Here is a 21,596-nt window from a genome sequence, read left to right on the forward strand (position 1 = left end):
GTAGGACGCATCGCGTTCGGCTCAGTTGCGCGAAGGGAAGATGCCGCTCAGCGCAATGCAGAAATTGATGACGCTGTAGGGCTGCAGGTTGGGATGCGGCTGATTGCCCCCGGACGGCGCCACCGTCTGCGGATGCTGCGGCACCAGGGCGCCCGGGGTCGCGTAGAGGTTTGGCGGCGTGCCGCTGCCCGCGCTGGTGGCGAACAGTCTTCCAGCCGGCGAGCGGTTGTTGCCGTTGGTGGTGGTGCTGTTGACCGAGTGCGTGTGGCTGGGCAGGTTGGTGCTCAGCAGGGTGACGTTCTCCACGCCGGAGGATTGGCCGATCTGGACCGACGGCGGCTGCCAGCTGGGATCCACCGAGGAGGCATAACCGATCGGCGTTCGGCTGCGCAGGTCGGGCAGTGCGAAGTTGGTGGTGCCGTTGCCGCCGTACTGGGTGCCCAGCAGCGAGAACAACGCCTGGTTCTGGTTGATCGGCAGCAGCTGGCCATTGGCCAGGGCCCAATACTTGGGCGCGAAATTGAAACCGGCCATCATGATCTGGCCGATGAAGAACTCGCTCATGAACCCTTTCCCCAGGTGGTGAGCGCAACGCCCCGATGCGTCGCTGGGGCGTACTGTGACCGCGAACCGGCAACCGGGCAAGCCCTTCAGTGACCGATTCCACAACTTCCCCTTCCGCCGGTGGACGTGATCTGCTCCAATAGGGTAGGGGAGAGGCCCGCTGCACCCTGTGGGAACGCGGCGCGCCAGGATTCCATGTCTTCATCGCAACGCATGCAGTCGCACGCGCGCCCTGTCGGGGGCGATACCGCGGTCCGCGTTTTCTAGGGGAACAACATGATGTCGATCGTTCGAGCTGACGCCGTGCGCCGCGCACGGCTGATGGTGACCACGTGCCTGCTGGCCGGTCTTGGCCTGCTGTCGCCGGGCACCGCCCTCGCGCAACATTCCTCCGCCGAATGCCCGCCCCAGACGGCGACGGTCACCAGCGGCGGCACGGTGACGATCGATGTCAGCGATTGCGAGTTCGACAGCGGCTTCGGTGGTATCGGCGCCATCGATGGCGGCAGCTTCGGCCCTGGGGATTTCGAGGATCACGGTACCGCCACGCTGCGCCAGACGGCCGGCGGATGGTTCCTCGATTACAGCCACAACGGCTCGACCGGCATCGGCTCGACCGATGTCTTCGAATTCGCCGACGGGTCCTTGAACGGCGATGGCGATGTACAGGTAACGATCACGATCACTCCGTCGGCCTCGCCGATCACGGTGTCGCCGGCGGCTCTGCCTACGCTCACCGCGGGCACGGCATTCTCACAGACGCTGTCGTCCAGCGGCGGCCTGGCGCCGTACACCTACAGCCTGCAGAGCGGCGTATTGCCCGTCGGCGTCAGCCTGACCAGCGGCGGCGTGCTCAGCGGCACGCCCACCCAGCGCGGCGCCTATTCGTTCAGTGTCCGCTCGACCGATTCCACCTCTCCGACCCCACAGTTCGTGGACAAGGGCTACACGGGAACGGTCCAGAACCCCACGTTGACGCTGTCCACGCCGTCCGGCACCGCCGTCCAGGGCGCGCCGTTCTCGCAGACGCTGTCGACCAGCGGTGGCGTGGCGCCCCATACGTATGCGCTGGAGACCGGCAGCTTTCCCGCCGGCATCACGCTCTCCAGCGGCGGTGTGGTCAGCGGCACCACCTCGGCCGCACCCGGCAACTACCCGGTCACGATACGGGTGACCGACAGCAGCACCGGTCCGGGCACCTACTTCGAGGTCGAGAACTACACCCTGACCGTCAGCGCCGCTCCGAACGTCAGGATCGAGGTATCGCCGGCCAGCGTCAGCGAAGACGGCGCGACCAACCTGACCTACACGGTCACGCGCAGCCTGAGCCTGTCCTCGCCCACGGTGGTCAACATCAGCACCTCCGGCACGGCGACTGCAGGCGCCGATTACACCGGCAATGTCGCGACGGTGACGATTCCCGCCGATGCGACCACCGCGACGATCACCATCGACCCGACCGTCGACGGCACCATCGAAGCCGATGAAACCGTCACCCTGACGGTCGCCGCCGGCACCGGCTATACCGTCGGCGTGCCGGCCAGCGCGACCGGCACCATCCTCAACGACGACGTGCCGAGCGCAACGATCAGCGTGACGCCGCTGAATGTCGCGGAAGACGGTGCGCCGAACCTCGTTTACACGGTCACCCTGAACCAGGCGTCCTTCTCCGCGCTCTCCATCGGCTACGCCATCGGCGGCACCGCGACCAACGGCACCGACTACGCGACGATCGCCTCGCCGCTGGTCATTCCGGCGGGCAACACCACCGGCACGATCACGGTCAACCCGACCGCCGATGCCACCATCGAAACCAACGAAACCGTCATCCTGACCCTGAATGCCGGTGCCGGCTATACCGTCGGCGTGCCCAACAGCGCCACCGGCACGATCCTCAACGATGATTTGCCGAACCTGGCGATCAACGACGTCACGGCGAACGAAGGCAATGCCGGCATCACCAACTTCACCTTCACGGTCAGCCTGAGCGCGCCGGCAGGTCCGGGCGGCGTGACGTTCGACATCGCCACCGTCAACAACTCCGCCATCGCCGGCCTCGACTACGTGGCCAGCAGCCTGACCGGCCAGACCATCCCCGCCGGCAGCAGCACCTACACCTTCACGGTGCAGGTCAATGGCGACACCGCCAACGAGCCCAATAAAACCTTCTTCGTCAACGTCACCAACGTGGTGAACGCCGTGGTCGTGGACGGCCAGGGCGTGGGCACCATCGTCAACGACGATCCGCAGCCGAGCCTGTCGATCGACGATGTCAGCGTGGTCGAAGGCAATGCCGGCACCGTCAACGCCGTATTCACCCTTACCCTGAGCGCCGCCAGCGGGCAGACGGTGTCGGTCAACTATGCGACGGCCGACGGCACCGCGACCCAGCCGGCGGACTACACCAGCACCTCCGGCAGCCTGACCTTCACGCCGGGCCAGACCACGCGCACGCTCACCGTGCCGGTGATCGGCGAGACAGTGCCGGAGGCCAACGAAACCTTCTTCGTCAACCTCAGCGGTGCGATCAACGCGACGATCAGCGACAACCAAGGCGTGGGCACGATCACCAACGACGATGTCCCGGTGACGGTCAGCCCGGGCACGCTGCCCAATGGCACCGTGGCCACCGCTTACAGCCAGACGATCACGGCCAGCGGCGGCACCGGTCCTTACGGTTTCGCGGTCACCGCGGGCGCCCTGCCTGCCGGCTTGACGCTGTCGCCCGGCGGCGCGCTGACGGGTACGCCCAGCGCCGGCGGCACGTTCAACTTCACCGTCACCGCGACCGACGGCAGTGCGTTCCCCGGTCCGTTCTCGGGCAGCCAGGCGTACACGCTGACCCTCGCCGCACCGACCATCGCGCTGCCGGCGACCCCACTGGCCGGCGGCACGCTGGGCGCGGCGTACTCGGCCGCGATCACCCCGGCCTCGGGCGGCACGGCTCCCTATTCGTATGCCGTCACCGCCGGCGCACTGCCGGGCGGCCTGACGCTCAATGCGTCGACCGGCGCCATCACCGGCACGCCGAGCGCGCTGGGCACCTTCAACTTCAGCATCACCGCCACGGACAGCAGTACCGGCACGGGACCGTACACCGCCACCCAGGCTTACGCGATCACGGTGATCGATGAGGCGCCGACGGGTGGCAACTCGTCGCTGACGGTGGCCTACAACGCCCCCGCCACGAACGTGCCGCTGACGCTCAGCGGCGGTGCGCCCACGTCGCTGGCCATCGCCACGCCGCCGGTGAACGGTACCGCCATCGTCAGCGGCACCACCATCACCTACCAGCCGAATGCCGGGTACGCCGGGCCTGACAGCTTCACCTACACCGCGACCAACAGTGGCGGCGCGTCCGCGCCCGCGACCGTGAGCGTGACCGTGCAGGATGCGGTGATCACCATCACCGCCGCCGGCGGCTTCGCCGCCACGGTGGCCGCGCCGTACACGCAGACCTTCAGCTTCAACGGCGGCACATCGCCGTGGAGCGGTTACCAGGTCACCAACCTGCCGGCCGGCCTGGCGATCACCGGCACTACCGCCAACACCGTGACGGTCTCGGGCACGCCAACGCAGGCCGGCACGTTCAACCTCAACGTGTCGGCGACCGACGGCAGCACGGGCAACGGTCCGTACACGGTCGGCCAGGGCTTCGCGCTCACGGTATCCGGCCCTGTACTGACGCTGGCGCCCGCGTCACCGGCACTGAACGCCACCTACGCGGCGGCATTCACCCAGACGTTCTCGACCACAGGCGGCGTGGGCCCCTACACCTATGCCGTGAGCGGCACGCTGCCGGCAGGTGTGAGCCTGAGCGGCGCTACCCTTTCCGGCACGCCCACGGCGCCCGGCAGCTACAGCTTCACGATCACCGCCACCGATGCGGGCGCGAGCGGTGTCGGCGCTCCTTTCACCACCAGCCGCGCGTACACGCTGGAGGTGGCAGCCCCGACCTTGACGTTGACGCCCGCGACGCTGCCCGCCTCGACCGCGGGCACGGTGTATACCCAGGCGTTGTCGGCCAGTGGAGGCGTTGCTCCTTATTCGTTCGCGCTCTCCGCCGGCACCCTGCCGGCCGGACTGACGTTGACCGGTTCGGGCACGCTCTCGGGCACCCCGACCGAAGCGGGGACGTTCAACCTGTCCATCACGGCCACGGACACGTACGGTCAGGCCGTGACCGGCGCGTATACGCTCGAGGTTGCACAACCCACGCTCACGCTGGCGCCCGGCGGCGGTGCGTTGCCCAACGCTACGGCCGGCGTGGCATTCAGCCAGTCGCTGGTGGTGAGCGGCGGTATCGCGCCCTACACGGCGACCCTCAGCGGCGCGCTCCCGACGGGCATCAGCTTCAATCCCGCCACCCTGATGTTCACCGGTACACCGACCGAGTCAGGCACCTTCACGTTCGACGTGATGGCCACGGACAGCACCGGCGGCACCCCCGGCACCGTGACGGCCACGTATTCGCTGACGGTCCTGGTGCCCACGCTCTCGCTGTCGCCGGAAACGGTGCAGGGCGCGACTGCCGGCGTGACCTATACGCAGGCCTTCGTTGCCACGGGAGGTGTCGCTCCCTACCAGTACACACTGAGTGCGGGCACGTTGCCGACAGGCCTGACGTTGGACGTCTCCACCGGCCAGCTTGCAGGCACGCCGACGCAGGCGGGCAGCTTCGACTTCAGCATCACCGCCACCGACAGCACAGCCGGCACCGCAGCGACCGCAACGCGCGCATACACGCTGGCCGTTTCGGCCCCGACGATCGTGGTGGACCCCGACACGCTGCCGACCGCGCTGCAGTCGGTCGCGTACACCCAGGCACTCTCCGCCCGCGGTGGCACCGCGCCGTACACGTTCACGCTGGATGCGGGCACGCTGCCGACCGGCATGACGCTGACGGCCGAGGGTGCGCTGTCGGGCACGCCGACCGCGACCGGCAGCTTCGAGGTGACCATCCGCGCCACCGACGCGCTGGGTTTCAGCGGCACGCGGACCTATGCGCTCACCGTGATCGCGCGTCCCGACCCGACGCGTGACGCGGAAGTGCGCGGATTGCTGGAGGCGCAGGCCGAAGCGACGCGTCGCTTCGCCGCCGGCCAGATCGCCAACTTCCAGCAGCGCCTGGAGCAGTTGCATGGCGGCGCGACGGCGGACGGCATGCGCAACGGCGTGTCGTTCACCACCCGCGAACGGTGCCAGGACAACCGTGCCTACACGGACCTGGATGCCTGCGGCGCCAGCGCGCGCGCTGCCGATGCCAGGCAGACTGCGACGGGCGAGCAGCGCCTGTCCGGCGGCGCCAGTCCGGATGAGGAAGGAACCGCATCGCAGGCGGATGCCGCCGCATTCGGGTTCTGGACCGGTGGCACGCTGCGCTCGGGCAATTTCGACGGACGCGCGGGCCGCAACAGCCTGGATTTCGAAACCGAAGGCGTGAGCGCCGGCGCCGACCGCCGCTTCCATCCGGACTTCGTGGCGGGCCTGGGCTTCGGTTACGGCCAGGACAGCACGACGATCGGCAACAACGGCACCCAGCTCGAGGGCAAGGCGTGGACGCTGGCGATGTACGGCAGCTATCACCCCGGTGAGCGCCTGTTCGTTGATGGCCTGCTGGGCTACCAGCGCCTGTCGTACGACCTGGAACGCTTCGTCACCGCCAATGACGGCCGTGTCCGCGGTTCGCGCGATGGCGACCAGTGGTTCGCGTCGCTGTCCATCGGTACCGACCTCACGCGTGGTGCCGCCCAGCTGACGCCCTATGCGCGCGTGGACGCGATGCGGGCCACGCTGGATCCGTACACGGAGCGTGGCGACGCCATCCATGCGCTGACCTACGGCCAACAGGACGTGGACACCACCACCGGCAACATCGGCCTGCGCATGGCGTTCCGCCGCAACGCGACCTGGGGTGCGTTCTCGCCGCAGGCGCGCTTGGAATACCAGCACGACTTCACGGCGGACAGCCGCACGTTCATGCAGTACGCCGACCTGCTGGGCCCGACCTATGCGACCTCGGTCAGTGGCTACGACCGCAGCCGGTTCATGCTGGGGCTGGGCGTGCTGTTCGACTTCGGCGCGTATTCACTGCAGGTCGACTACCGCGGCGTGGTGGGCAGCAGCGACCAACGCGACAACGCCCTGCAGTTGATGTTCCAGGCAGGCCGGTGATGCTGAGCGCACCGGCCCGCGAAACCCTGACCAAGGAATAGACGGACATGACACGCTCTGACTGGATGGCCCAGGTACTGCGATTGGCCCGCATCGGCCAGGCATGCGCGCGCACCGGCGACGAGGTGGGCGAAGCCGTCGCGCGCGGCGCGCCGGACAGCCAGGACCGCCGCCGCCTGATGCAGGCGGCCGTCGGCGGCGTGGCCGCGGCGGGGCTCGGTGCGATGGCCCCGCCCCTGCTCGCCGCCACCGCGCGGGACGCACGCGCGGTATACGCGCGGCTGACCCACACGCGCGGCGTGGCCGTCGTGGGCGCGGGCCTGGCCGGATTGGCCTGCGCGACGGAACTGATCCGTCTTGGCGTACCGGCGAGCGTGTTCGAGGCGTCGCAGCGGGTCGGCGGCCGCTGCTGGTCGGCGCGCAACGTGTTTCCGGGACAGGTGGCCGAACGCGGCGCCGAGTTCATCGGCAGCTCCCATCACGCCATGCTGGGCTATGCGCGCGCACTGGGCCTGCCGCTGGAGACGGTCGACGGCCACCCTGGCCGCAGCGCCTTCCACCACTTCGCCGGCCAGCGCCATACCGAAGCGGAGATCGCGGACGAGTTCCGTGCGTTCGCCGACTTCATCCGCCAAGACCTGGAGCCGCTGGGCGCGCCGCACGCGGAGCGCTTCTGTGCGCGCGCCGAAGCGCTCGACTTCATGACGCTGGATGAATACCTCACGCTGTACGGCGCCAGCGGCCTCTTGCGCAGCGTGCTGGGCAACGCCTTCCTCGGCGAGTTCGGCAGCGACCTGGACGAAGTCAGCGCGCTGGCGTTCCTGCGCTTCGTGTACGGCGACCGTCGCAGCACGTTCGCCCTGCAGGGCGCAGGCGAGTCGCTGCGCGTGGTCGGTGGCAACGACCTGATCGCGGCCGGACTGGCGCAGACACTGCCGCAGCCGGTGCAGCTGGGCCACCGCCTGGTGGCCGTGACCCGCCGTCTGGGCGGCACGGTGCGGCTGACGTTCGACCTGCGCGGCAAGTACGTGCAGCGCGATTTCGACGCCGTGGTGCTGGCGATGCCTTTCAGCGTGCTGCGCGAGGTGGAAATGCGTGGCGTGGAGATGTCGGCGTGGAAGCGCCAGGCGATCGACAAATCGGAGATGGGCGACAGCAGCCGGCTGCTGGTCGGGTTCTCGCGCCCGTACTGGCGCGAAGCCGGCGCCAGCGGCAGCGGCAAAGCGGACCTGCCGAACCTGCAGAACGCGTGGGAAACCAACCCTTCGCGTGCCGGTCGTGCCGGTGCCGTCATCGCGCACCAGGTAGGCGGCCAGGCTGCACGCAGCCTGCTGCCCGCCAGCCTGCAGATGGATGCGGTGGGCTTCGTGGCCTCGTTGGAAGAAGTGCTGCCCGGCGCGATGCAGGCGGTCTCGCGCGATCGCCGCGGCAGGATCCTCGCCACCAGCCAGAACTGGAGCGCCGATCCCAACAGCCGCGGCGCCTTCCCGCGGCCGCAGCCGGGCTACTTCACCCGCATCGCGCACGCAGAAGCCGGCGCCGTGGACAACCTGCTGTTCGCCGGCGACCACACCAGCAGCTTCTACGAATGGCAGGGCTTCATGGAAGGCGCCGTGCTGTCGGGCCTGCGTGCGGCCAGCGAGGCCAGCACGCTGTTCCGCGGCGGCTGAGGCCGGCGGCACGCAGAGGGCGGCCAGTGCCCCGGCCGCCGTCTTTGCAGCGGGGGAGGACGATCTCCCCACAGGGGACGGAGGGCTTTCCGTTATCCTGACCGTCTCCCGTCCGAAGCCCGCCCATGACCGACCTGCTCGCCGCGCTGCTGCTCGGCATCCTCGAAGGCCTGACCGAATTCCTGCCCATCTCCAGCACCGGTCACCTGCTGATCGCGCAGCACTGGCTGGGCCCGCGCTCGGACTTCTTCAACATCGTCATCCAGGCCGGCGCGATCCTCGCCACCACGCTGGTGTTCCGCCGCCGCATCTGGGAACTGGCCACCGGCTGGCGCGATGACGCCACCCGCGACTATGCGCTGAAGCTGGCGGTCGCCTTCCTGGTGACCGCCCTGGTCGGCTTGCCGGTGCGGCTGGCGGGCTGGGAATTGCCGGAGACCGTCACCCCCGTGGCATGGGCCTTGATTCTGGGCGGCGTGTGGATGCTGGCGGCAGAGCACTTCGCCGAAAAGCGCGGCGATGTTGCCACCATCACCTGGAAGGTGGCGGTGCTGGTGGGCCTGGCGCAGGTGGTGGCCGGGATCTTTCCCGGCACCTCGCGCTCGGCGGCGGCCATCTTCATGGCGATGCTGGCGGGCACCAGCCGACGCTCGTCGGCAGCGGAATTCGTGTTCCTGGTCGGCATCCCCACCATGTTCGCGGCCAGCGGTTACGCGTTCCTGGAACTGGTGAAGGACGACGCGCTGGGCAGCGAGAACTGGGGCGAGGTGGCCCTGGCTTTCGTCGCCGCCACCGCCACCGGTTTCGTGGTGGTGAAGTGGCTGCTGGGCTTCATCAAGGCGCACCGCTTTACCGGATTCGCGCTCTACCGCATCGTGCTGGGCGCCTTGCTGCTGTTGCTGATGCCGGCCGGCAGCTGAGCCCGGGCCGGGTTTCACCCCGTTCCGACCCCTCGCGCGTTTGCATAAGCCACCCCTGAAGGAGGACGCCATGAAACGACTGCTGCTGCTTGCCCTTCCCCTGGCCCTGGCCGGCTGCCCCAAGCCGGCCGAACAGGCCGCCGCCCCGGCGCCGGTATCCGCCCCCACCCCTGAAACACCTGCGCCATCCATCGACGCCCCGGCGCTGCTCCGCCAATACCACTGGCGACTCACGGACGCGAACGACGCGCAGGGCAAGCGCATCGAGGCCTTGTTCGTACGCGCCGACAAGCCCGTGCAGCTCGACTTCAGGGACGGCCGGCTGGGCGTATCCAACACCTGCAACCGCATGGGGGGCAGCTACACCCTGTCGGATGCCAGCCTCACCATCGGACGCCTGGCGTCCACCCTGATGGCCTGCACCGACAGCGCCTTGATGGCACTGGACCAGGAAGTGAGCAAGCGGCTGGAAGGAACGCTGAAGCTCGCTGCGACGCAGGAGGATGCGGCCCGGCTGACGCTGACCACGGCGACCGGCGACACCCTCGTGTTCACCGGCGACCCCACCGCCGAAACCCGCTACGGCGGCCCCGGCGAGCGCGTTTTCCTGGAAGTGGCGGCCGAGACCAAGCCCTGCAGCCACCCGCTGATTCCCGACAAGCAATGCCTGCAGGTGCGTGAGATCCAGTACGGCGACAAGGGCCTGAAGGTCGGTACGCCCGGCGCGTTCCAGCACTTCTACGACAGCATCGAGGGTTACACGCACGAGCCCGGCATCCGCAACGTGCTGCGCGTGGACCGCTACACCGTGAAGAACCCGCCTGCCGACGCATCGTCCAGCGCCTACGTACTGGACATGGTGGTGGAGTCGGCGAACGAGAAGAAGTGATGCCGTCGGCGGTGGCGCGTCGCCGTTATAGTGGCGCGCCACCGTAGCCCACAAACCCGATGAAGCCTTTCGCACGGAATGCGACCCTCTCCTGGCTCGCCGTCTCTCTGTTGGGCGTCGCGGCGCTCGCCCTCTGGGTGCCGGCGCTGTGGACGCCTTTCTGGGGCGACGACTACGTCTTCCTGTACGGCGCGCACGCGACCAATGCATCCGGTGCGCCGTGGTGGTCGGATTTTTGGCCCGCCTCGCCGGTGCGCTTCTGGCGCCCGCTCTCGCAGGAGGCCTACTGGCGCTTCGTCGATGCCGTGCTGCACGGCAATGCCTTTGCGGCGCACGGGGTGAATCTGGCGTTGCACGTGTCGGCGTCGTCGGGCGTGGCACTGTTGGCGCATCGCGTGGCACACGCCTGCGCCTGGACCGATGCCGGCAGGATCGCCGCACTCGCCGGCGTCGCCTACGCTGCGTTGACGATGCACCTGCTGCCGGTGCATTGGGTCGCCGCCGCCAACACCGCCCTGCTGACCCTGTTCACCACGCTTGCGCTGGCCGCGTGGGTCAGCGCGCGCCATGTCCGCGGCATCACGCGCGTCGCCCTGCTCGCGTCGGTGCCGGTGCTGTTGATCCTGGCCCTGCTCTGCAAGGAGTCCGCCGCCCTCACACCGGGACTGATGTTGGTCGTGGCCATGTTCGTCGGCCTTCGCCACCCCTTCAAGGGCGAGATCGCCACCTGGCTGACCACTGTCGTCGTCGTGCTTGCATGGCTGGTGCTGCGCGCACGATTCACCGCAGACACCGATGCCGCCTACGAGCTGGGCCTGGGCGCCCATGTGCTGCGCAACATGGCTTCGTTTGCGGCATGGCTGCTGAATGTCCCGCGTGAAGCCATGCGCATGGCGGTCGCGGGCGACCGGCTGGCGGGCCTGGCATGGATCGCCGCGACGGCGCTGCCGATGCTGGCCGCCTGGGTTCTCGCGTTCTGGCGCTGCCGCGCCGCACTGGCGCCGCGGCAATGGCTGGCACTGCCGGCCTTCGCGGTGCTGGCTTACGCCCCCTATTTCCTGTTCGCATGGAACAGCTACGAGTACTACGCCGCCGTCGCCGTGGTCCTGCCGCTCATCGCGATGGCGCGCTGCATCGTCGACACGCCGCGCGCGCTCGCCGTCGCGGCGCTGCTCGTGCTGTCCTCATCGATCGCCGTCGAAGGCACACGGCGTCTCGACCATCCCGGCCTGATCGGTCGCGCCCGCTGGGCGGAAGCGACCTTGCAGGCGCTCGAACGCCAGCCCCCGCCGGCCCTGCCCCTGCATGTCAGCGTCGCGGACGAGCAGCGCTTCTACGCCATCGGCGCATGGGGCCTGGCATGGCGTCTCGATGTTCCGTTGCAGACCATCGGCGTCGCACGCGAATGCCCGGCGACCGGTCCTTGCCTCGTCATCGATGATCAAGGCGCCGTGCGATGGCGGGAAGCGCACTGACGCTCCCGCACGCGCGGCCGACGTTCTTCCGCTTCAGCCGCGCAGCGCAGGATTCAGCGTATACGTGCCGTGGATCGCCGCTTCGGCCAGTACGTGACCCTGCATCGCGCGTTCGACATCCGCCGCGGTGAAGCGCTCCGGCAGGTCGAGGGCCGCCACGTCCAGCGCGAACAGGCGGAAGAAGTAGCGGTGCACGCGCAGGTCGTTGAACGGCGGATAGGGGCCGTCGTAACCGGAATAGTCGCCGCCCATCTGCGCGTCGCCCGCGAACCAGCCGGTGTAGTCGTTCAGTCCCTGGCGCGCGCCGTGGGGGCCCGCCGGCTGCCGCTTGCCGCCCGCCGTGACGCCGTCGCTGCAACTGCCGGCGGCGATCGTGCGCACGTCGGGAGCGATGTCCGCCATCACCCAGTGGATGAAGTGCGCACGCGGCTGTTCGACCGGGATCTGCACATCGTCGCGACCGACCGTTTCGGGAGCGGTCGGTGCATCCGGGTCGATGCAGAGCAGCGCGAACGACCGCGTGCCGTCCGGTACGTCGGACCACGCCAGATGCGGATTGCGGTTGGGCGCGAACCCGTCCGGCTGCCCCATCGCGAACTCCGACGGGATCGGGCGGGCATTCTCGAAACTGTCGCTCCAAAGGCGCATGTGCGGCTCCTGTCGAAAGGGGATGATCAAGCCTCGGAATACCCCAGGCTCACGGCGACCGGGGTGAGAGTGGCAAACGGACCGGCTAGGGCCTGCGCGTACTGGCGCCAGTGACCGGCCGGGAAGCCCACGCTGCCCACGCGCACCGGCGCCGGTAAGGGGGCACCGCCCAGCGCCTGGCCCAGCGCCGATGCGAGGCGTTGCGGATCGTTCTCCATGCCATCGATACGGAGGACGACGGCCGGATACAACTGCTGTTCCAGCAGACCGGCCAGGTGCTCGAGCACGCCGGCCAGCCACGCGGCCGCCACTTCCGTGGACGGGATCTCCATCATCGACGGCGTTCCCCATGCCAGCCATTCCAGCAGCATGTCGCGCGGATCGCGCAGGATCGCCAGCAGACGTCCCTGCGGCAACTGCGGACGCAACGCCTGCAGCAACGTGTTGTCCCACCACACCAGCCAGTCGATCACGTTGCCGCTGCGCGCGCCACGCGCGGGCAGCGTGCTGCGCCAGCTCGCCACGAGCGTCGCCGCGTCGGCCTGTCCGGACAACAGCTGTTCCACCGTGGCGAACGGTTGCAGTGGGTCTTTCGGCGGCGTCGTGCCGAAACGGTCCGCAAGCAGTGCCGCACGGGCCTGCGTGAGTACGGCGACGATGCGCTCCACCCCAGATCCCGGTGGCCCCCAGAGCAGGAGCGGCCATTCGTTGTTTCCCTCCGGCACGGCCGCCAGCGCAGGCCAGGCCTGCGCTGACGGGCCGAGCATTGGCAAGGGCAACGAAGGCGAGTGCTGTGCGCGCACGCTCCAGCTGGCCACGGCATCCGCGGCCTGCCCCGCGCGGTCCTGCGCCATGCCCAGCCAACCGTACAACAGTGCACGCGCATCGCTACCGTGTGCCTGCGCCAGCAGTGCCTGGACATGCGTCACGGCGGCGGCCGGATCGCGCGCCACCAGCGCATTCACCTTGCGCGCCTGCGCCGCACCATGGCCCGGCTGCAACGCCACGATCCGGTCGGCGATGGCGTCCGCCTCGTCCAGGCGGCCTGCGTGCTCCAATGCCGCCAGCCTGCCTCCGAGGGCATTGACCGACTGCGGCTGGGCTTCCACCCAGCGCCGGGATATCTCCAGGGCGTCGCTGCTGCCGATGTCCTCCAGCGCCAGACGTGCCAACCACAGATCGGCGTTGCCCGAGGCGAATGCCAGGCATGCCTCCAGCGCCTGCCGTCCTTCTTCGCACCGTCCCTGCCGGTGCCACAGTTCCAGCAGGGACGAGAGCAGTTCGCGATCCTGCACGCCTCCCGCAAGCGCGGCCTGCAGCAGGGGCGCCGCCTGTTCCAGCCGGCCCGCCTGCAGGTGCAGGCGGCCCGCGAGGCTGCGCACGCCGGCAGTCGCCCGCTGTGCGTCTGCGAGGACCGGATCGAGCAGCTCGAGCGCCTCTTCCGGCCGCCCCTGACGGCCCGCCAGGCTGGCGATGAGCAGGGTTAGATCCGTGGCGGCCGGGACCTTCGCCGCGATATTGCGGAACGTCTGCTCCGCGAACGCCAGGTGACCGCGCGCCATGTAGACGAAACCGAGCGCGTGCATCAGCTGCAGGTCGTCCGGCGCACGCTGCAGCGCGGCCGACAGCTGCTTCAGCGCAGCTTCCGCATCACCTTTTCGCAACAGCACCATGCCCTCGACGAACGCCAGGCGCGGATGCTCGGGCGCCACACGTGCCGCCAGCCGGTTGAGCCGCTGCGCCTCGTCCAGGTCGCCGCGGCCCAGCGCCAGCTGGGCCTGCACGACATAGGCATTGAACTGATTGGGGTCCAGCCCGGTGGCCTGGTCCAGCGCGGCACGCGCTTCATCAGGCTTCCTGCTGCCCACCAGCACGCCCGCGCGTGCCAGATGGAGTTCGGCGTCTTCCGGCGCCAGCGCGATGGCGCGGTCGATGCTGGCCAGCGCCGCATCGGCCTGGCCGCTCTGCAGCTGGGCGGCGGAAAGCCAGCGCAGCGCCTGGGCGTCGTCAGGGCGCTCGGCCGCCAGGGCTTCCGCCGCGGCCAGGGCGTCGGCCACCGCACCACGGCGGAGGTCGTTGAGGATCGGGTCGTACATGGGACTACCGGTTGCGGGCAAACCCCGATTGTAACGGCCGCCCCGGCCTCAGGCGCCGCCGGCGGACAGCCGCTCCGCCACCCAGCGTTCGGCGTAACCATCGCAGGCCGCGTTCTCGATGAACCCGCAGTGCCCGCCCCACGGGGCGATTTCCAGCGTGGCATGCGCCGGCAACGCCCAGTCGCGGAACGTGTCGAAGGGGATGACCGGGTCGTCTTCGGCCATCAGGATGTGCGCAGGGACCCTCAGCTCCGCCAGGCGGTCGCCGGCGATGGCATAGCCGTCGAAGTAGGCCTCCAGCGTACCGAAGGCGGTATGGCGCCGCACCAGCCAGTCGGTCAGCGCGCGGATGTCCAGCGCCAGCACGGAGTCGTCGAAATCGTGGCGCTGCGGGAACAGGCTGCGCTTGCGTTGCAGCGAGCGGCGCCATTTGCGGGCGAAGTACCAGTCGTACAGCGGCAGGCCGCTTTCGATGCGGTCCATCGTCGTGGCCGGATCCAGCAAGGGACACACCGCGGCCACCTGCGCCAGCGCCAGCCCGGAGTCCGGCGCGCGCAGCGCAAGCCGCAGCGCGAAGTTGCCGCCCAGCGAATAGCCGGCCACCCGCATAGGCAGCTCGCCGGCGAAGCGCCGCGATACGTCCAGCGCCGCATGCACGACTTCGTCGAGCCGGTTGGAGTGGAACAGGTCTTCGTTCAGATGATGGGTGTCGCCGTGGTCGCGGAAGTTCAGCCGGAACACATCGAATCCCCGCCGCAGCAGCTGCGCGGCCGTCAGGCGCATGTAGCTGGAATCTGCGCTGCCCTCCCATCCGTGCAGCAGCAGCACCAGCCCGCGCGGCGCGCGGTCCGGCATGCGGCTGAGGAAACCCTGCAGGCGTACGCCGTCGCCGCCATCGACGATATGCTCCGCCGTCACCGCACCGCTGCCCAGCAGCGCGCGCAGGCCGCGACGGCGGCGCAGTGCGCTGGAACCCAGCACCGACTGCAGGTGCGGATTGCGCAGCCAGCGCGGCGGTCGGTAGTCGGCGGCAGTGATCATGGGGTCGTCGCGGCAGCGTCAGGGCGAGGGTGGCACCGGTGGGTCGAGTATTCCCTCGAATCCGTCACCATGCCATCACGGCGTGCGTCAGGCCTGCGCCATCGCCTGCACGATGCGCTCGCGCGACAGGTCGGCGATGCGGCGGCGGCCTTCCACGTCGCTCACCTGGATGGGCTCCAGGAAGCAGATGTCGGCCGTGCGCGCGGGTTCGCCCAGAAGACGCACGAAGTTGGCGAAGAAGCTCTCCTTCGGCCCGAACGCCACCACCGGCTGTGCGCTGCCGCGCGCACCGTAGCGCAGGGCCACCGGCTGCACCGGCACGCCCGCTTCGACGGCGGCCAGGAAAATGCGCGCATGGAAGGGCCCGACCGCGTGCCCGTCCCGGGTACGTCCCTCGGGAAACACGCCCACCGAGCGTCCCTCGCGCAAGCGCTGCATCATCGCCTGCAGCACGCCGCCCAGCGATTCCTGGCTGCCGCGCTGGTGGAAGATGGTCTGGCCCTGCGCCGCCAGCCAGCCGACCACCGGCCAGCCGCGGATCTCGTGCTTGGCGACGAAGCCCATCATGCGCTGGCTGTGCAGCGCCTCGATGTCGATCCAGCTGACGTGGTTGGCCACGAACAGCGTGGGGCCGGGCAACGGCTTGCCGACGCGCCGCAGCCGGAAGCCGAAGATGCGCATCAGGCCAGCCGACCACCAGCGCACGGCCACATCGCCAGCGCTCTCGTCGCCCACGCGGATCCACACCAGCAATGGCGACAGGCACAACAGCGTGACCGGCAGGAAGACCAACAGGTGGACCAGCAGCAGCGGCAGGCGGTACGCATAGCGGATCGACCGCGCCACACCATTTCCGTGGGCAGTATGAACAGGGGAGGACGTCATCCCGTCACCATACCGGATGCATCCGTCGATCGGAATCGGTACGCGCATGCCGGCGACCTGCCGCCGCGTGAACGGGCCTGCGACCGGCGTGACCTCCGGGACGGGTCCGCGACGTAGCATGGGTTGAATCTCACCCTCCCCCTCTCCGGAGCCTTTCCATGCACCGTGCCGTCCTGCTGGTCCTTCCCGTGATGCTGGCCGCGATGACCGGCCAGGCGCGTGAGGCACGCCTGCGCATGCCCGACGGCATGCCCGAGGCCGTGGACACCCTGAACGTGAGCGGCCACTCGCCGCGCCGACACGGTGAGCCCGTGCGGATAGGCCCCTACAGTGCCCTGGAACTGCGCGAAGGCGATCGCTTCGGCTGGGAGATTCCGCTGGGGCGCCCCGCACTGCGGGGCCTGGACACCGGCTGGGCCTTCACCCAGATCGCCATCGGCCAGGCCCCCGTGCAGGTGCAGTGTCGCGCGCGCGCCCGCGCGCTGGTGCACGGCGATGCAGACTCTACGCTCAGCGTGGACCTGGACATGCTGCGCACCCGCCCCGTGCTGGTCTGCGCGTTCCGCAGCGACGGCGAGGAGCGTCATGTCCTGGAGCTGTTCCGCCGGGGCGAACGCCTGGAGGGCACCGCGTCGGGCCCGGACGGGGCATACCGGGTCGCCAGCCTGCATGGGCTGGAGGGCACGCCATTGCCCAGTGGCACGCCGGCCGGCTACCAGGTGCGGGAGGACGGCCGGACGGTGATGGTCGTGGACCGTCTCAACGCGGGCGCCGTGTCCCTGGACAGCGGCCTGTCGCCCGCGCAACGCGTGCCGCTGGCCGCCCTGGCCACCGCGCTGCTCATGTTCGACCCGGCCTTCGGCGACGATTAGCCCGGGCGCGACACCGGTACCACCGCCAGGGTCAGGCGCGACACACAGACCAGCTTGCCGTCGTCGTTCTCGATGCGGATCTCCCACAGCTGCGTGCTGCGGCCCACATGCAGCGCGCGCGCCGTGCCGGTGACCGTGCCGCCCCGCATCGCACGTACATGGTTGGCGTTGATCTCCAGGCCCACCACCATCTCCTTGGTCGTGTCCACGCACAGGTTGCCGGCCACGCTGCCCAGCGTCTCGGCCAGCGCCACCGAGGCGCCGCCATGCAGGATGCCGTACGGCTGCCGCGTGCGCGCATCCACCGGCATGGTGCCGCGCAGCCAGTCGTCGCCGGCTTCGGTAATGACGATGCCGAGGTTCGACACCAGGGTGTCGGCGGCGTGGGCGTTGACGGCAGCGAGATCGACAGGAGCGCGGAAAGCCATGGCGATTCTCGGGAGGAGTGAGTGGAGAGGAGTGAGGAGTGAGCGGGGCAGGAGCGCGAGTTTTACTCACTCCTCACTCCTCTCCACTCACTCCTGCATTACAGGATCGGCACCAGGCCCGCACCGAACGCGGTCAGCACCCGCGTGTAAAGCCATTTCGGCCCGACGTTGACCTCGGGGAAATCGCCGACCGCCACGTAGCACCGATGGAATGCGGGATCCTTCGGGGCCACCGGCAGCGGGCAGTCCGGGCCCGGCCGGAACTCATAACTGGTGGCGTAGCGCCAGGGCCAGATATCGAAGATGGGCAACGCCTCGGACACCTTGCCCAGGCTGTAGTCCAGCCCGGAAAACACCGGTGGCTTGGCCCGCGGGGCGATCACCCACGCGTTTTCCGGCGACATGTCGCGGCGGATGCTGTCGGCCAGCGCCTGCGCGAAGGCCGGGTCGTCGATCACGACCGCCGCCTCGGTGTTGTAGTTCTCCGAGCGCGGGTCGAAGTTGTGCGTGCCGATCACCGCCGTTTCGCCGTCGATCACCATCGACTTGGCGTGCAGGCCCATGCGCACGCCGGCGCGCTTGAGCGGCAGCGGCTCGGACGCGGCACCGCTGCTGAGGAACGAGGGCCGCGACTCGGTACGCTGCAGGCGGCGCGTGGTCTCGCCCTGGGACCCGGCCGAGGGCCCGATCGAGCCCGAAGGTCCACGGATGCGTCCGCTGCCGCTGCCGGACGCCGGACCTCCCTCGTCCGACGGCGCCACGGGCGGCCCTTCGGGCATCAGCGCGGCGTAGTCCACCGGCGCGTCCTCCGGGAACGGTTTGTACTCGTGGATGCGGAAGCCGAACTCGCGCAGGTAGCGGCGCTTGTACTTGAAGGACATCGAATAGACGACCGGGTTGTCGGTCGCCGCCAGGCTGTTGGTGGACACCACCACCTGCGGCGGCGGCTGGCGCTTGCGCATGTCGCGGAACATCGCCTGCGCCTGCTTGGACATGACCAGGTACGGCGTCTGCAGCAGCACTTCCTCCTGCGCGCCGCGGATCAACGCTTCCAGCTCGGGGGCGGCCGGCGCATCGTCGTCGCGGCGTTCGCGGCGGTGCTTCTGCGGCAGGTCGGCGATGTAGCGCACCGCACCCACCGCGAAGGCGGGTTCGACGAAGCGCGCCCGCACCAGGTCCGGATCGCCGGCGTCGGCCTGCGCCGCCAGCACGCGCTCCGGACGCAGGTAGCGCGGCACCGGCATCGCCGGCACGCCCTCGCGCAGCAGGGTGCGGCCGACATCGTTCAGGCGCTCGGCGGGCACGCTGCGCCGTGCCTCCCAGAACGCCTGGAAGTTGGCCGCCATCGCCGCGGCCTCCGGGCCGGCGACCAGCACGTCGCGGTCGCGGAAGTTGTATTCGGCGTCCCAGTCGAAGTAGTCGTCCTGGTAATTGCGCCCGCCGCTGATGCCGATGCGGTCGTCCACCAGCAGCAGCTTGGTGTGCATGCGCTGGTTGAAGCGGCGGAAACAGCACAGCACGCTGCCGGCGTAGTCCAGGTAGTTCAGCTTGGCCTTGCCGAAGCTGGGGTTGTAGATGCGCAGGGAGAAATTCTGGTGCGCGCCGGACAGCGCGGCCAGGATCTGCAGGTCGGCGATCGCCGACAGCTGGTCGATCAGCACCCGCACCTTCACCCCGCGTCGCGCCGCCGCCAGCAACTCATCCAGCACCAGCCGCGCGCTGTCGTCCTTGTCGAAGATGTAGGTCTGCAGGTCGATGCGTTCGCGGGCGCTGCGGATCAGGTTCAACCGTGCCAGCAGCGCGTCCGAGCCCTGGTCCAGGATCACCGCGTAGTGGCGCGGCGCCTCCGGCGTGGACGCCGCGCGCGCCTGTCCGGCCAGATCGTAGAGCGGCGACGACAGCGCGCAGGCATCGGCCTGTTCGCACTCGATCACCGTCGAGCGGGCGCCAGCGGCGATGCCGGCGGCACGATCGCGCTGGCGATCGGACAGGCTGGCGCAGGCGCTGCACAGCAACGCCAGCCACAGGACCGCGCAGCGCGCGGCGATCACGGCGGTACTGCGGCGGTTCACGGCGTCCTGGCGCTCCTGATGCGCGCGCGCAGCACGAACACCACGCGGTCGCTGACGGCCAGCATCCAGTCGTCCATGTCGTAGTCGCTGCGGCGCACCGCGCCGGTGGCCACCACGTCGCACCCGACCGCCGGGCGCGGACAGGTCGCCGGCGCCACCTCCAGACTGCGCGGGCGGCTGATGCCCTTGATGCTCAATTCCCCCTCCAGCTTGCCGCCGTCGTACAGCAGCAGCGGATCGTAGGGCCTGGACGTGAACGTGACCACCGGATAGCGGTCGGCATCGAAGAACTGCTCGCTGCGCGCCCAGTCGCTGTAACGGGGGTGGCCGACGATCTCGACATCGCGGGTGTACATGCGCAGGCGCACCTGCTGGCGCCCGTCCGGCAGGTGCTCCACCGAGCCTTCGTAGCGGCGGAACACGCCATCCAGCACCTGGCCCCAGCGCGTGCGCAGCTCGAATCCCAACCGCGTGTTGTCCGGGTCGAAGTCGTTGCGCCCCTGCGCCAGCACGGGTACGGCCAACAGCACGCCCACCGCCAGCGCGGCCAGGCGCAGGCCGGCGGCCGTCGCCTGCGTCATGGCCACCAGAAGGCGGAGAGCTGCGCCACGCCGGGTTCGAAGGAGGCATCGGCCGGCAGCGTCAGCACCACCACACCGGCCGGCGGCATGCCTCGGTACTCGCTGGTCACGCCGGAGTACATCAGCGCGGCCAGCTGCTCCAGCCCCGGGTTGTGTCCCACCAGCAGCAGGCGCTCGGCCTCGCGGTGCTGGTCGGCCAGGTCGGCCAGCGTGCCGGGCGTGGCTTCGTAGATGCGCTCTTCCAGGCGCTGCTCCACGTAGCCGATCGCGTCCATCACCGCTTCCAGCGTCTCGCGGGTGCGCCGGGCCGGCGAACACAGCACGCGGTCCGGCACCAGACCCTGCTCCTTCAGCCAGCGCGCGACCGCCTCGGCCTCGGCCAGGCCCTGCGGCGAGAGGGGACGGTCCAGGTCGGACTGCCCGGTGGTGGCCGGTTCGGCATGGGCATGGCGCAGCAGGATCAGTTCACGCATGGGACGCTTGCTCCTTAGGCTTTCTTGATCCACTTCAACAACGGTTCCCAGTCGGCCTGATGCTCGCGCACCTGCGCCGAACGGTAGTCGAACAGGCTGCGGCCCAGGCCCGCCATCACCACGTAGGCCTGGGTATCGCGCAGCTGGGTGATGACCGGGTAAGGCCAGGTCTTGAGCATCTCCACCGCCTGCTGCGACGCATTGGTCCAGGGCTTGCTGCGGTTGACCACCAGGCCCACGGGCAGCTTGCGCTTGTGCACGCGCGGTACCTTGGCCAGGGTGTTCAGGAAGCCGACCGTAGCCTCGATGTCCAGGGCGGACGGCAGCACCGGCACCACCACGGCGTCGGCATGCTCCAGGAAACTGCCCAGGTCGTCGGCCATGGCGCCGGCCGCGGCATCCACCACCACCCGCTCGGCGTCTTCCGGCAGCCACGCGCGCCAGGCGCGCCGGCCGCTGGCGTCGATCGGCAGTACGGCCGACTCCAGTTCCGCCCGGCGCTCGGCCCAGCGGGTAGACGAATGCTGCGGATCGGCGTCCACCAGCACCGTGCGCTTGCCATCGAGTGCGAAATACGCGGCCAGGTTGGTCGCCAGGGTGGTCTTTCCCGCGCCGCCCTTGGAGCTGGCGACCAGAATCGTCTTCATGCGCGCACCTCGTTGCCCGGGGAGCCCGCAGGGTACACCGGGGGAGGTGAAGCAGAAAGACAGGAGTGAGGGGAGAGGAGTGAGGAGTGAGCGAAGGCAAGACCCGGCTTCCCCTCACTCTTCACTCCTCCCCACTCACTGCTTGCTGTTATCGTTCCGTC

At 69.4% G+C, this 21,596-nt stretch carries 16 protein-coding genes; 6 read left to right on the forward strand and 10 right to left on the reverse strand.

The genetic code is table 11. The features are described 5' to 3' along the window. Positions 1 to 21: 21 nt before the first annotated feature. Positions 22 to 564 carry a tail fiber protein gene (locus V8246_RS11895; protein WP_336189335.1) on the reverse strand — a complete coding sequence of 181 codons (543 nt, stop codon included), beginning with the start codon at positions 562 to 564 and terminating at the stop codon, positions 22 to 24. 276 nt (positions 565 to 840) lie between these two features. Here V8246_RS11895 and V8246_RS11900 point away from each other — a divergent pair, with 276 nt between their 5' ends. The 5 genes from V8246_RS11900 to V8246_RS11920 all read left to right on the forward strand — a co-directional run bounded on the left by V8246_RS11900 (position 841) and on the right by V8246_RS11920 (position 11,692). Further along, positions 841 to 6,738 (forward strand): putative Ig domain-containing protein, encoded by a 5,898-nt coding sequence (locus V8246_RS11900; protein WP_336189336.1) that lies wholly within the window; start codon positions 841 to 843, stop codon positions 6,736 to 6,738. Positions 6,739 to 6,785: 47 nt separating this feature from the next. Next, positions 6,786 to 8,408, forward strand: a complete 1,623-nt coding sequence (locus V8246_RS11905; protein ID WP_336189338.1) for an NAD(P)/FAD-dependent oxidoreductase — start codon at positions 6,786 to 6,788, stop codon at positions 8,406 to 8,408. Between the two features lie 125 nt (positions 8,409 to 8,533). Next, positions 8,534 to 9,328: an undecaprenyl-diphosphate phosphatase gene (locus V8246_RS11910; protein WP_336189339.1), complete on the forward strand. Its 795-nt coding sequence runs from the start codon at positions 8,534 to 8,536 to the stop codon at positions 9,326 to 9,328. A gap of 70 nt (positions 9,329 to 9,398) precedes the next feature. After that, on the forward strand, positions 9,399 to 10,217 hold the full coding sequence (locus V8246_RS11915) for an META and DUF4377 domain-containing protein (protein WP_336189341.1): 819 nt from the start codon (positions 9,399 to 9,401) through the stop codon (positions 10,215 to 10,217). Positions 10,218 to 10,276: 59 nt separating this feature from the next. Continuing rightward, positions 10,277 to 11,692 carry a hypothetical protein gene (locus V8246_RS11920; protein WP_336189342.1) on the forward strand — a complete coding sequence of 472 codons (1,416 nt, stop codon included), beginning with the start codon at positions 10,277 to 10,279 and terminating at the stop codon, positions 11,690 to 11,692. A 33-nt stretch (positions 11,693 to 11,725) separates the two neighbouring features. Here the strand turns inward: V8246_RS11920 and V8246_RS11925 are convergent, their stop codons facing one another. The 4 genes from V8246_RS11925 to V8246_RS11940 form a co-directional block, all read right to left on the reverse strand. Then, positions 11,726 to 12,340: a YbhB/YbcL family Raf kinase inhibitor-like protein gene (locus V8246_RS11925; protein ID WP_336189343.1), complete on the reverse strand. Its 615-nt coding sequence runs from the start codon at positions 12,338 to 12,340 to the stop codon at positions 11,726 to 11,728. Positions 12,341 to 12,366: 26 nt separating this feature from the next. Then, positions 12,367 to 14,436 (reverse strand): tetratricopeptide repeat protein, encoded by a 2,070-nt coding sequence (locus V8246_RS11930; RefSeq protein ID WP_336189344.1) that lies wholly within the window; start codon positions 14,434 to 14,436, stop codon positions 12,367 to 12,369. Positions 14,437 to 14,484: 48 nt separating this feature from the next. Beyond that, entirely contained in the window at positions 14,485 to 15,474 is a 990-nt protein-coding gene (locus V8246_RS11935; protein ID WP_336189521.1) for an alpha/beta fold hydrolase, read from the reverse strand. A 90-nt stretch (positions 15,475 to 15,564) separates the two neighbouring features. Beyond that, positions 15,565 to 16,362 (reverse strand): lysophospholipid acyltransferase family protein, encoded by a 798-nt coding sequence (locus V8246_RS11940; RefSeq protein WP_336189345.1) that lies wholly within the window; start codon positions 16,360 to 16,362, stop codon positions 15,565 to 15,567. Between the two features lie 158 nt (positions 16,363 to 16,520). Between V8246_RS11940 and V8246_RS11945 the strand changes: the two genes are divergently transcribed. Next, positions 16,521 to 17,234 (forward strand): hypothetical protein, encoded by a 714-nt coding sequence (locus tag V8246_RS11945; RefSeq protein ID WP_336189346.1) that lies wholly within the window; start codon positions 16,521 to 16,523, stop codon positions 17,232 to 17,234. Here V8246_RS11945 and V8246_RS11950 read toward each other — a convergent pair. The 5 genes from V8246_RS11950 to V8246_RS11970 all read right to left on the reverse strand — a co-directional run bounded on the left by V8246_RS11950 (position 17,231) and on the right by V8246_RS11970 (position 21,435). Then, on the reverse strand, positions 17,231 to 17,662 hold the full coding sequence (locus V8246_RS11950; protein WP_336189347.1) for a hotdog fold thioesterase: 432 nt from the start codon (positions 17,660 to 17,662) through the stop codon (positions 17,231 to 17,233). The genes V8246_RS11945 and V8246_RS11950 overlap by 4 nt on opposite strands. Before the next feature lie 98 nt (positions 17,663 to 17,760). Next, a complete protein-coding gene (locus V8246_RS11955; RefSeq protein ID WP_336189348.1) occupies positions 17,761 to 19,734 on the reverse strand; it encodes a phospholipase D family protein in 1,974 nt (657 codons plus the stop codon). Next, entirely contained in the window at positions 19,731 to 20,315 is a 585-nt protein-coding gene (locus V8246_RS11960) for a YceI family protein (protein ID WP_336189349.1), read from the reverse strand. The genes V8246_RS11955 and V8246_RS11960 overlap by 4 nt, the downstream gene beginning before the upstream one ends. After that, a complete protein-coding gene (locus V8246_RS11965; RefSeq protein WP_162109883.1) occupies positions 20,312 to 20,788 on the reverse strand; it encodes a histidine phosphatase family protein in 477 nt (158 codons plus the stop codon). The genes V8246_RS11960 and V8246_RS11965 overlap by 4 nt, the downstream gene beginning before the upstream one ends. A gap of 14 nt (positions 20,789 to 20,802) precedes the next feature. Further along, complete coding sequence (locus V8246_RS11970; protein WP_245090056.1) at positions 20,803 to 21,435, reverse strand: ParA family protein; 633 nt, start codon at positions 21,433 to 21,435, stop codon at positions 20,803 to 20,805. Between the last annotated feature and the right edge of the window lie 161 nt (positions 21,436 to 21,596).

This window comes from Pseudoxanthomonas sp. F11, assembly GCF_037046485.1.
GTDB lineage: Bacteria > Pseudomonadota > Gammaproteobacteria > Xanthomonadales > Xanthomonadaceae > Pseudoxanthomonas_A.

Bases quoted from the DNA above. Each gene is read 5' to 3' on its own strand.
- V8246_RS11915 (WP_336189341.1), top strand. From the start codon at position 9,399: ATGAAACGACTGCTGCTGCTTGCCCTTCCCCTGGCCCTGGCCGGCTGC.
- V8246_RS11965 (WP_162109883.1), bottom strand. From the start codon at position 20,788: ATGCGTGAACTGATCCTGCTGCGCCATGCCCATGCCGAACCGGCCACC.
- V8246_RS11920 (WP_336189342.1), top strand. From the start codon at position 10,277: ATGAAGCCTTTCGCACGGAATGCGACCCTCTCCTGGCTCGCCGTCTCT.
- V8246_RS11945 (WP_336189346.1), top strand. From the start codon at position 16,521: ATGCACCGTGCCGTCCTGCTGGTCCTTCCCGTGATGCTGGCCGCGATG.
- V8246_RS11970 (WP_245090056.1), bottom strand. From the start codon at position 21,435: ATGAAGACGATTCTGGTCGCCAGCTCCAAGGGCGGCGCGGGAAAGACC.
- V8246_RS11900 (WP_336189336.1), top strand. From the start codon at position 841: ATGATGTCGATCGTTCGAGCTGACGCCGTGCGCCGCGCACGGCTGATG.
- V8246_RS11960 (WP_336189349.1), bottom strand. From the start codon at position 20,315: ATGACGCAGGCGACGGCCGCCGGCCTGCGCCTGGCCGCGCTGGCGGTG.
- V8246_RS11895 (WP_336189335.1), bottom strand. From the start codon at position 564: ATGAGCGAGTTCTTCATCGGCCAGATCATGATGGCCGGTTTCAATTTC.
- V8246_RS11910 (WP_336189339.1), top strand. From the start codon at position 8,534: ATGACCGACCTGCTCGCCGCGCTGCTGCTCGGCATCCTCGAAGGCCTG.
- V8246_RS11905 (WP_336189338.1), top strand. From the start codon at position 6,786: ATGACACGCTCTGACTGGATGGCCCAGGTACTGCGATTGGCCCGCATC.
- V8246_RS11925 (WP_336189343.1), bottom strand. From the start codon at position 12,340: ATGCGCCTTTGGAGCGACAGTTTCGAGAATGCCCGCCCGATCCCGTCG.
- V8246_RS11940 (WP_336189345.1), bottom strand. From the start codon at position 16,362: ATGACGTCCTCCCCTGTTCATACTGCCCACGGAAATGGTGTGGCGCGG.
- V8246_RS11950 (WP_336189347.1), bottom strand. From the start codon at position 17,662: ATGGCTTTCCGCGCTCCTGTCGATCTCGCTGCCGTCAACGCCCACGCC.
- V8246_RS11930 (WP_336189344.1), bottom strand. From the start codon at position 14,436: ATGTACGACCCGATCCTCAACGACCTCCGCCGTGGTGCGGTGGCCGAC.